This is a genomic window from Lentimicrobium sp. L6 (genome assembly GCF_013166655.1).
Lineage (GTDB): Bacteria > Bacteroidota > Bacteroidia > Bacteroidales > UBA12170 > UBA12170.
Genome location: NZ_JABKCA010000011.1, coordinates 68,430 through 79,299, shown reverse-complemented (window position 1 = coordinate 79,299; position 10,870 = coordinate 68,430). Strand labels below are relative to the sequence as shown.

Annotated in this window: 8 protein-coding genes; 2 read left to right on the top strand and 6 right to left on the bottom strand. The window is 35.2% G+C overall.

Going from position 1 to position 10,870, the window contains the following annotated elements; genetic code table 11:
• Positions 1-271 precede the first annotated feature (271 nt).
• The 5 genes from HNS38_RS04405 to HNS38_RS04385 form a co-directional block, all read right to left on the bottom strand.
• On the bottom strand, positions 272-1,354 hold the full coding sequence (locus HNS38_RS04405; RefSeq protein WP_172346045.1) for a T9SS type A sorting domain-containing protein: 1,083 nt from the start codon (positions 1,352-1,354) through the stop codon (positions 272-274).
• Between the two features lie 298 nt (positions 1,355-1,652).
• Positions 1,653-2,222 (bottom strand): transposase, encoded by a 570-nt coding sequence (locus tag HNS38_RS04400; RefSeq protein ID WP_172346043.1) that lies wholly within the window; start codon positions 2,220-2,222, stop codon positions 1,653-1,655.
• A 421-nt stretch (positions 2,223-2,643) separates the two neighbouring features.
• On the bottom strand, positions 2,644-3,426 hold the full coding sequence (locus tag HNS38_RS04395) for an S-adenosyl-l-methionine hydroxide adenosyltransferase family protein (protein WP_172281016.1): 783 nt from the start codon (positions 3,424-3,426) through the stop codon (positions 2,644-2,646).
• Positions 3,427-3,606: 180 nt separating this feature from the next.
• Positions 3,607-4,479 (bottom strand): GIY-YIG nuclease family protein, encoded by an 873-nt coding sequence (locus tag HNS38_RS04390; protein WP_172281017.1) that lies wholly within the window; start codon positions 4,477-4,479, stop codon positions 3,607-3,609.
• A 270-nt stretch (positions 4,480-4,749) separates the two neighbouring features.
• A complete protein-coding gene (locus tag HNS38_RS04385) occupies positions 4,750-6,387 on the bottom strand; it encodes an alpha-amylase family glycosyl hydrolase (protein WP_172346041.1) in 1,638 nt (545 codons plus the stop codon).
• A 239-nt stretch (positions 6,388-6,626) separates the two neighbouring features.
• Between HNS38_RS04385 and HNS38_RS04380 the strand changes: the two genes are divergently transcribed.
• Positions 6,627-7,685 (top strand): AI-2E family transporter, encoded by a 1,059-nt coding sequence (locus tag HNS38_RS04380; protein ID WP_172346040.1) that lies wholly within the window; start codon positions 6,627-6,629, stop codon positions 7,683-7,685.
• A gap of 486 nt (positions 7,686-8,171) precedes the next feature.
• Entirely contained in the window at positions 8,172-9,344 is a 1,173-nt protein-coding gene (locus tag HNS38_RS04375; protein WP_172281020.1) for a hypothetical protein, read from the top strand.
• A gap of 64 nt (positions 9,345-9,408) precedes the next feature.
• Here HNS38_RS04375 and HNS38_RS04370 read toward each other — a convergent pair whose 3' ends face one another.
• The gene (locus HNS38_RS04370) at positions 9,409-10,680 is read right to left on the bottom strand and encodes a PQQ-binding-like beta-propeller repeat protein (RefSeq protein WP_172281021.1); all 1,272 of its coding nucleotides are present in this window, start codon (positions 10,678-10,680) and stop codon (positions 9,409-9,411) included.
• Positions 10,681-10,870: the final 190 nt, after the last annotated feature.

The following is a 10,870-nucleotide window of genomic DNA, read 5'->3' as shown; positions in this document are numbered from 1 at the left end:
ACTATTGATGAAGGAAAACAAGACAGAGGAGCCCATCATATAAATCTTAATACTACCGATTTAGAAAATGGAATCTATTTGTTCACCATCAAAATAGATGGACAAGTGGCCGATTCTAAAAAAATGGTTGTATTGAGATAATATTAACCAAACATCATGAAAAATTTAAAGCCTTATTAGTTATACTCGTAAGGCTTTGTTTTACTCCCCAATCTCAATTCTAACCCAGCTTACTCGGAAATGCCTTCCGAGTGAGCTGGGTTGTGGTAAGCTATTGAATAATGACTTTTCCGGAATAGGACTGGTGCTTTGAGTTAGCTGTGTAAAAATACAAACCAGAAGAGAATGATTTACAGTTCCAAATGAGTTCAGTATTTCCTTCTAATTCTTCAATGAATTCACCTTTTGTATTATATATCCTGATAATTATTTCGTTTTCTTGTTCAAAGTGAAATTGAACAAAATCCTTAGCAGGATTTGGTTGAATTGAGATCAAATTATTGTGTTCTATTATGCCTATGGTTTCACAGTTTTCTTCTACTTGTTCACTATTGTCACATCCTGTATTATTATTCAAAATATCAAATGAAGCATCAGGAATGGCTATATAATCACAGATACTTTTTACATGGCAATTTGATAATTGTTGGTTGTCAAAAATGGTTAAGTTGTTTATAGAATCAACATTTATATTCTTTATTCCAGATATATCGTTTAGAATATTATTACTATTAATTATAATTGTTCCAGATATTGAGCTTAGGTTTTGTAACCCGTTTAAGTTGACAAGATTTTGATGATTATGGATTTCTAAATTTTGACCAATTGATATTAGGTTTTCGAGTCCAGTTAGAGTGGATACATTTTGATTTTTAAATAGGATAAGATTTCCTTCAACTTGAGTGAGTCCATTTAAACCAGATAAATCTTGAAAGTTGTCATTGCCTACAGTTAATTCATATTCACCAAGTTTTAAATCTCCTTCAACAACATTTAGGTTATTTAATCCCTCTAAACTAAAAAGTTCGGGATTGTAAAAAATGCTTACATTACCACCAATATGTGTTAAATTGCTTAATCCACTAAGACTCGATAGATTTAAATTGAAATATATATTTAGGCCTCCATCAATCTGTGTAATATTATTTAAACCATCTAAATTGGTAATTGTAGTTCCATCTGGATAATTTCCAATGGTAATGGGTCCTTCAATTTGGTTGCAATTGGGATAATCTGTTGGGAAATTATCTATTTGTTCTTGAGTGGTAAAAGTAATACCATTGGGTAAACAAGATTGTGAGTGTCCGATAATGCTAATAAAAACTAGGGAAATGATAAATGCTACTTTTTTCATGTGTTTAGATTTTGGAGATATGTATCTGAAACGAAGATATGGTTTTTTTTGGATACATCAGCATGCTCGAAAATGTTTTCCGAGTACAGATATATGTTTGTGATTTTACAGACTTGGATTGCAAATCCAAGCTAGCTGTTTCTGAGTTAGTAGTATTTATTAAATAGAGTGTATGAGGAAAGGATTTACTCTCCAACCTCACCCCTAACCACATCATCAACTTGTAAACCCGCTCACTCGGAAAGTTCTGCTGAGCGGAGCCTCAGTATGCCTTCCGAGTGAATAACTAACGAAATCACTAAAGATAAGTCTTCAATTGTGGTGTTTCTAGAATAATCTCTAATAAACTTGGCAATTCAGCATAATTTCTTGCAGAACTAAATAAATATTCTTCTTGTTTTTCAACTATCATTTCCTGCACAGGATTTTGATGGATATAGTTAAGCTTTTCATAGAAGAATGAGTTGCTATAAATCACTTTTGCATGATTACCATCTTGCCATAGTTTAAACCTCTGTTCACGTTTTAAATGTTCACAATATTTCTGTAATAAAGGCAATAACCATTCTTGCCTGCTTTCTGGTTCATCTTCAATCTGTTTTACTATTTTCTTTGAGGTATACCGCTTAAAATCTCTTAAAATATCCGTAAGCTGAAATCCTTCTGCAGCCCTGCAAATCATATGTAAATGACTATGCATAAGTACCCAACCATATATTTCTAACCCTTTATTCTCTTGGCAGTATTTTAAAGAGTTAACAATAGCCATTTTATGATTTTTTCTGGTAAATATATCCACCCAACCTACAGTGGTCATGGTGATAAAATAGGCCTTATCAGGTTCATGTATTTTATATTGGTCTGACATAGCATAAAAATAATAAAAAATGGGATATGCACTCGGAAGGCATTTCCGAGTGAGCTGGGATCAACAATGGTCATTTTATGATTTTTTCTGGTAAATATATCCACCCAACCTACAGTGGTCATGGTGATAAAATAGGCCTTATCAGGTTCATGTATTTTATATTGGTCTGACATAGCATAAAAATAATAAAAAATGGGATATGCACTCGGAAGGCATTTCCGAGTGAGCTGGGATCAACAATGGTCATTTTATGATTTTTCCTGGTAAATATATCCACCCAACTTACAGTGGTCATGGTGATAAAATAGGCCTTATTAGGTTCATGTATTTTATATTGATCTGACATAGCATAAAAATAATAAAAAATGCGATATACACTCGGAAGGCATTTCCGAGTGAGCTGGTCTGGTAAGGCTTTGTGCTACTCCCCAATCTCAATCCTAACCACATCATCAACCTGTAAACCCAATAAACCAGCTGCACGGCCTCTGTTTTGAGCAATTTCGAGGAGGTTGTCAGAACCAAATAGCGCTACCAATTCACCTTCTCCCACATCGCTATAGCTGCTGCGGATTTTATTAATTTTATATTTCCCAGCTCTGAGTAAAATATTAAATGGTTTGCTTTGTACCAATTCTTGGAAGAGGGTTTCAGAAATATTAGTCACCACATTTTCATAACGGTCGATATAGATCACTTTTCCTTTAATCACTCCCGTTTCCGTTACTGGTTGAAAAGCCATTCTATTGGTGAGCTCGGGTAATCTGTCTCCTAACTCTGCCAATGGTTCGCCTTTTACCACATGCAATGCAGCTTGTACAAAGGTGTCTTTTGTAGAGAATGTGTATTTATTTGAGGTTTGGATGATGTCTACTTCGTAGATTTCCTCTGGAATTTCATCAAACATCAAGGAGAAAATACCATTATCAGCGCCTATAAAATAATGCCCTTTATGTTTGATCAAAACATGAGGATGTTCTAGAGAAGCTTCAGAGTTAACGCCCACAATATGGATGGTTCCATCTGGGAAATTATCCCAAGTATTTCGCAAAATATATGAAGCTTCGTTTAAATCGAAAGGTGCAATTTCATGTGATATATCAACAGTTTGAGCTTGTGGAATGTATTTTAAAATAGCCCCTTTTACCGATGCTAAATAATGATCTTTTATTCCCCAGTCAGTTGTTAATGTGATGATAGGCATGAGTCTTGAAATTTGATGTTTAAAGACCAAAGATATTAATAAATCGGATTGCTAAACTTTGAAAAATATTTTGTGATGAAGAATGTATTGTTGATAAAGGGGGGGCATGAAGCTAGAAGTCCGAAGCTAGAAGTGACTTCGTTCTTCGAACCTTTCCTTATTGTTGATGTCTATACAAATTTAATCACTAAGGCCGGATTCAAATTCTTGAAGGGTTTGTCCTGATTTTAATTTCCATTCTGTTAAACCATTTGCACTTCTTCCCATGATAATCATGGCTGCTGATGAGGAAGAGCTAAAAAGGTAGTCTTTGCTAAGAATGAGTTTATTATCAACTTCAATGATTACTTTTTCTTCAATTAGAGCATCTCTGAGTTTTTTCATTGTTTGAGGATACGATTTTGTTATTGGCTCAGCTACCTGAGAATTTTCAAAAGCTACGAATCCTTCAGAAGTTGATTTTCCTGTTCCATTCGCTCCTCTAGTAGCTGAAATATAAAACCAATCATCATTACTTGGTGAAGTTTGATTGGTTTCAGCTTGTCTTATTTGCTCAAATGTATTATATCCTAAGGTATTTATTAGCGTTAAGACATTAGCCAAGTATTCCTCCATTTCTGCTCGGTCAGATTCTGAAATGCTAGATTGTGTTGGTGTTTGAGAATTAATGATATCGTAGCGATTAGCTTTCGTTGCTATTTCGTGAAGTCGGTTTTCTAGATATTTGATATGTGCTTTATTCAAGTTGTCATCTTTACTGATAAAGACAATGGCATCATTCCAGAAATCTTTTTCTTTTAGGTGTTGAATGAGTCTTTTATAAATATCTTCAGCTTCACCAATATAAATCTGTCCTTTTTCTGATAGTTCTGTTCCTCTATTAAGAAGCATATAAACGCCAGTGGTCATTAACTCAGGTCTATCAGCACAAGTTTTGATTGATTTCCTCGGAATTTTATATGCTTTTCCAGTCCAATTGGATAATTCGCAAGCCAATCTTCCATTGGTATCTCCATCAATTAGGAAAAGTTTTATTGTTTTGCCAAATGTCATCTTTCTTATGTTAATGCATTATGATGCGATAAAGGTAATCATTTTAATTGCAATTTGAGGAGAAACAAATCGTGCTAAAGAAAGTGTTTTCAATAGAAAGAATGGAAGCAGCATGAAGTGGGAAGCATGAATCTTGAAGAAGTATGGACGCTTGTTTTTGGAGTTAATCTGTATTCTTGAGTTTAGGTATTTGTAAAAATTTGAATGAACCTGGAAGAACGAAGCATGAACTAACTTCGTGCTTCGAACTTCAAGCTTCAAGCTTTTTCCCTACTTCTCAACTTTAGACAGAAGAACAATCCCAGCTTCAGTATTAATCACAATTTCACCATTGACTACGGTATAATAATCATGGGTATAGCTGTCCATCAATAAATCACCATCCTTATAATAATCTCTTACATTCACTGAAAATTTTTCATTGGGGAGGTCTAGGCCAACGATGACTCTATCTTGTTTGCTGCCTTTTACATAGGAACGCATAAACACATAAGGTGTATTGTTTAGCATTTTATGTTCCCCAGCTCCAACTGCAGGATGGGCATGTCTGAATGTGCCTAGTTTCTGCCAATGCTCTAATAAATCTTTGTCATAACTATCATCCCATGTCATGATGCTTCTGAGGTTCACATCGCCTTCTGCTCCTTCGATAATGAGTGGACGGGCAATCTCGTCACCATAGTAAATTTGAGCTTGACCCGGGCAAAGTAATAGTTTTGTAGCTGATTCGTAAGTTCTTTTTCTTTCCTTGTCAAATGGCCAGCTGTCGTCATGAGAGCTCACGTAGTTCATAAAAGTGACTTCGCTCAAATCACCACCATTTAGAAAGGCAGCATAGCTAGAGAATAATTCTTCATAGCTTTTATTGGCATCGCCTTTAAAACCGAAGTTGATTTGGCTATGGAAACCATTGGCAAAATAGTCTACTTTTTTGTCTCCAAAGTCGAATATTCTACCATTGTTAGCGTTGTAATTATAAGTTTCAGCCAGCATAAAGAAATCATGGTTTTCTTGTATAGGTTCCGGGTTATTGGCTTTCCAATCTTCAAAAGCCAATTGAGCTTCTTTGGCTAAGTCGGCCCAAACATCGGCTTCGGTATGTTTAACGGTGTCTACTCTAAAGCCATCGATTCCGAATTTGCGTATATAATCGGTAATCCATTTGATGATATAATATCTTGGAGTTCTAGGGTAGCCGGTTCTAGCGAAGAATGCATCTAGCTCGTCCAGCTCTTTTTGCTTTCTACCTTGTTTCTCCCATTTTTTGAGGAGGGCTTCAGGAATTTCAACCTCCTCAGTTTGGTCAGTTCTCACATCTGGAAGATTCTTCACCAAAGTACAGAAGACAGTAGAGTTATAGTCTTTGTATTCGCATTGTGGTTCCGTTCTTACCCAATCAGCTGGCCAAACAGGGTCTTTCTCAGTCACAGGACCTGTATGGTTTATAATCACATCCATTAACACTCTTATGTTTTTGGTGTGAGCAGCTTCCATGAGTTCTGCTAAATCGGCTTCTGTTCCAAAGTTGGGCTCCATACTCGTCCAATCCTTAATCCAATAGCCATGAAAAGCATAGGTGTTTCCTTGTCCCTCATTTACACTACCATGGATTTGCTCGTTAACTGGCGAAAACCAAATGGCATCTACTCCAAGCTTATTAAAATACCCCTCCTCTATTTTTTGAGTGATTCCTTTGATGTCTCCACCTGTGAATTGACGTAGTTGCTTTGTATCGTCTTTTCTTGCAAAATTGCTGTCGTTGCTGGTGTCACCATTATTAAACCTATCGGTGAGCATAAAATATACTGTAGCATTATTCCAATCGAATGCTTGGGCTTTGGGCTTATCTTCTGGAGCAAAAACACCAGTCATTAGACTCACAAAAAGTAAGATATTTGTAATAAACATGTGTGTAAATTTATTGGTTATTTGACAAAAATAGGTGTTTTTTTTGGTTATAAATCATTAAAACATAGGTATTTTTAAGCAAACGTTTGCGGAAAATGAAGCTTACTTTTGTAAGAATGATAATATTTTACCGGTTTTTCTGGCTTAAAATATTTGTTGTTTTTTAAGGCTTTTATTGGGCTATCCTAAGTGAAAAGAGATTATCTTTGTTTTTGGTAATAAACACTATTTCCTTATCAATGAAAGATTTAAAAACTACCAACACCCTGCTGCTGTTTATAGTGATCCCTTTGGCGTTTTACTTGCTGAAGTTATTGTCTTTTATTTTTATTCCTCTTATATTTTCTATGTTTATTGCTTTGTTGTTTCTGCCGCTTATGCGTTGGTTGACAAGAAAGAAAGTGCCAAAGCCTATCGGTGTATTTTTGGTTATTGTTATTATTGTTGGTTTTTTAAAGCTTGGAGGCGAAATGGTTCAGTTAACCACTAATGAGATAATGGCCACACAAGAAAGCTTTATGGACAAAGCGGAGACTAAAATCGTTGAATTAATAGTTTTAGTGGAGTCTTTTTTTGGAATGGAGCGGGTACAAGGAGAAAATGTTTTAAAACATTATTTTAAGGATAATTCACTCATGAAGAATTTTGGTTCTACCTTTCAATTTCTTCGTTCAACAGTGACCATGACCTTGATGACCGTATTTTTTGTGGTGCTGTTATTATCTGAATCTTTTAATTTTGAGAAACTATTGAAATCTACCATTTTTAAGCACCGGCATACTTCCATTAAAACATTCATGAAGATAGAGAAAGACATACTCAAGTTTGTTATTGTGAAATTTGTGATCAGTTTGTTTACTGGGATTGGCTTTGGATTGGCGTGCCTGTTTTTTGATGTCAGCTTTCCTTTATTTTGGGGCTTGTTTGCCTTCCTCATTAATTTTGTGCAAATGGTAGGTTCTGTGATTGCAGTGGTACTTTTAAGTTTGTTTGCATTTGTTGAACTAGATCCAACTGGAACCCTCCTCTTTTTTATCATCGTGATTATAGGTGTTCAGGTATTAATGGGAGGAGTGTTAGAGCCCATTTTTATGGGAAAAACTTTTTCTTTAAATGTAATCACAGTTCTGGTAATGTTGATGCTATGGGGATATATATGGGGGATTCCGGGTTTAATCATGTCTATTCCTATTACTGTTTTTATTAAAATATTATTGGAGCAATTTCCAAAAACTAAGATGATTGCTGATTTAATGTCGGGGAGTGATACAGGGATTTCTTTTCGAAAGAGGGCATAAGGTTTTGTGATTTGTCTTTTGTAAAGCCTCTGAATCACCCAGATTTAAATATAAATAATTCCTAAGAATGTGAACGATTCGTGAATAAATATGCAATTTGAATTGGTGTAATGAATTTTTTATTTAGCTTTAAATTAGGTGAATAACCTAAATATCAGCATTGTTAAATAAATAACAATAAAAACAGTATATTTGAGGGTAGTATAATTAAACATTTTGTTTTGGATACAGATACGAAAATACTCCATCCACTTAATAAACCGAGAAGTACTGGTACAACTATGTGTTTACAAGGTTTAACAGGTAAGTTTTTACACTTTTTTTCAAACTTTTTTCTTTTTGTTTCTGAACAAAATACATGTCGATTGATGATAAAAGAATAAGTTTTTCGAGGCTGTAATAAGCTTTAGACGACTTCTTAACATATAAACACATTAAATAATCTGAGCTGTCTACTCGCATGGACAGCTCATAAATAATGAAGATATGAAATCATTTGACGACATTGTAAATTCTCTCCATGAGGATTTTAAACCACAATCACGTACTTTAATCGATCTTGGCGTTTTATTATCTAAAGCATATTCTGTTTTAGGGAATGAGAAGTTTAAGGAGTTTACAAGATTCCAAAAAAACAATTCTGTGCTGCATACTCAGAGTCAAATTATCAAAGGTTTAATTAATGAACTTGGCGAGGTTGATATTGTAAGCTCAACCAATTACATGGTAAAAAGTGAAGGGATAGAACGATTTATCAAAGATATTAAGACCCTAGAATTAGAAAGTGAAAAGCCATTAATAGAGGAGGCTTTTATGAAGACATTTAATTTTGGAGAATTAAAGGCTCAGCTTTTATATTTGGTTTATACTTCTCGTGAAGGTTTGATTCGTTTAAAGAAAAAGATGGTATTGAGTCGAATAGCAGAATTGGATAATAAAGAGGATCGGCTCGAGTACTTAGATTCACTGGTGGATAGTATGAAGAAAACCGATAATTTTTACGATGAAGTGCAATATACTTCTTTGATCAAATTTATTGATTGTGAGTTAACCAAGTGGCAGCGAGTGGTAGAGAATTCTAAAGATTTTAAAAGCTTTTCTTCCAGCCAAGAACTTCATGATTTTATGGTAGAATTAATCCGCAATAAATTAGAGCCAAAAATCCGCAAAGAAAAAGGTTTCCTAAAGTTTTGGCGCGATATAGATATGAAGGCTCAAACCAAGGAAAACGAATTCTATCCCTATATTAAGAGCATTTTAGAACCACTTTGTAATAATAGAAATATTAGTATTACTAGTGAAAATGTAGTCTCCAATGGACGTATAGATCTTACCTTTTCTAGTTCCTCTTTTAAAGTGTGTATGGAAATCAAAAAAGCACATCACAAGGATGCCATAGAGGCTATCAATACGCATTTTGCTGATTATATGGATTGTCAACGTACTGATCATGGGATTTTTCTTCTTTTATGGTATAAATGCGAATCGTATTTTGAAAAGCCGAAGAAATATCATGATCTTAATGAGATGATTTCAGATATTATCATAGAAAGTGACGATTATCAATATCAAATCTTGGGGATTGAATGTACCAAGCCAAATTGCTGTTTGCATAATCAATTGATTTACGAAAAGGATGATTTATACGAAACAGCATAGAGTAGGTTTTGGTATGGGTAGCAGCAACAACTCTGTTATAGTTTATAGAATATTATAAGAGGTTCTATTTCTTATCAGCTATATCGAAGGCCATTAAAGCTTGACCATGTCGAACATATAGTACCTTATCCTTGATAACAGGATGTCCCCAATGTGGGCCTTTGCCATGTGGAATCCTAAATGAACTTATGACTTCAAACTTCTCTGGGTTTGGTTCTAAAATTCCAATATGTCCACGTTTTTCTTCATAAATATATAGGAGGCCATCGGCGTAAATGATATTTCCTTTATTGTTCCATTTTTGAGAATAAGAGGCTTCTCCAGTTTCCCAGTTGATGCAGCACCAGTCACCATTGGCATTGTTTATCCAGTTGGATCCATAAATATATCCGTCAATGAGAACCACACCCCCAAAGTGCACATCAAGAATGGAGTCGGTCCACATCAAGTCTATTTTTCTAAAGTCATCTGAGAGTTGGAATTTAGCACCCACATGGTTATATCCACTGGTGATATATAGCTGATGGTCTTTGTAAACAGGATTATTGGTATTGATTCTACTGGCTCCAGCACTGTTCCATAAGGCGTAGGCATCTTCATCATCTATCCATGAGTAATTATGCTTGAATAGGATTTCACCATCATCAATATTTACTGCAAAAACATCATTAGAAAGGACATTAACGGCGATTTTCATCCCGTTTTCTTCAATTAGAATAGGAGAGGCGTAGGCTGCTGTATCTTGTAAGCTTTCAGTTTGCCATATGGTTTCTCCAGTGTTTTTATCCAAAGCCACCATATTGGTTTTCATACCTCCTACACTAACTAAGACTTTCTCGTCTACTACCAATAAGGACTCAGAATATCCCCATTGGCCTGTTCTGCCTTCAAACTTGTCAAAGACATTAATTCTCCAGATATTCTCTCCGCTAATGGCATCAAAACAAGCTACCCAACAATATCCACTTTGCACATAAAGTCTATCATCAATAAGCGTCGGAGTACTGCGACTGTCAGAGAAGGACTCTGTCCAAGCCTCACCAATGGGCTGTCTCCATTGTTCTTGCCCAACTTTATTAAGGGCTAAAACATAATCTAAGGTATCTACCAAACCTGTTACATAAATAAAATTTTCTCCAATTACTGGGGAAGAATATCCCGTGGGTAAAGAATCGTTATACCACAATAATGTTGGGCCTTCCTCTGGCCATGATTTTAAGAGATTAGCCTCCTCAAAGATTCCGTCTCTATGGGTGCTGCGCCATTGGGTGCTCACTTGAGCAGAAATAGAAAAGGCAAAGGATAAGAATAAAGAAAGGCAGATTAGTTTTCTCATGGTTTCATGGTTTTTTCGGATAAAATCATATTTTTTGCGAAGCTATATTATTTTTTGCAAAGAGTCAAGAGTTTGGAAGCATGGTGCACGAAGCATGGAGCGTGAAGCTGGGAGCACGAAGCGGGGTATTCTTTTTCTTAGCGGTCTTTGCGTCAAAAAAAAACTTTGCATTTTCTTTGGGTGAAATTTT

What these genes read in the sequence shown, in the direction of transcription:
- HNS38_RS04395 (WP_172281016.1), bottom strand. Translation starts at nt 3,426, where the DNA reads ATGCCTATCATCACATTAACAACTGACTGGGGAATAAAAGATCATTAT.
- HNS38_RS04400 (WP_172346043.1), bottom strand. Translation starts at nt 2,222, where the DNA reads ATGTCAGACCAATATAAAATACATGAACCTGATAAGGCCTATTTTATC.
- HNS38_RS04370 (WP_172281021.1), bottom strand. Translation starts at nt 10,680, where the DNA reads ATGAGAAAACTAATCTGCCTTTCTTTATTCTTATCCTTTGCCTTTTCT.
- HNS38_RS04380 (WP_172346040.1), top strand. Translation starts at nt 6,627, where the DNA reads ATGAAAGATTTAAAAACTACCAACACCCTGCTGCTGTTTATAGTGATC.
- HNS38_RS04385 (WP_172346041.1), bottom strand. Translation starts at nt 6,387, where the DNA reads ATGTTTATTACAAATATCTTACTTTTTGTGAGTCTAATGACTGGTGTT.
- HNS38_RS04405 (WP_172346045.1), bottom strand. Translation starts at nt 1,354, where the DNA reads ATGAAAAAAGTAGCATTTATCATTTCCCTAGTTTTTATTAGCATTATC.
- HNS38_RS04375 (WP_172281020.1), top strand. Translation starts at nt 8,172, where the DNA reads ATGAAATCATTTGACGACATTGTAAATTCTCTCCATGAGGATTTTAAA.
- HNS38_RS04390 (WP_172281017.1), bottom strand. Translation starts at nt 4,479, where the DNA reads ATGACATTTGGCAAAACAATAAAACTTTTCCTAATTGATGGAGATACC.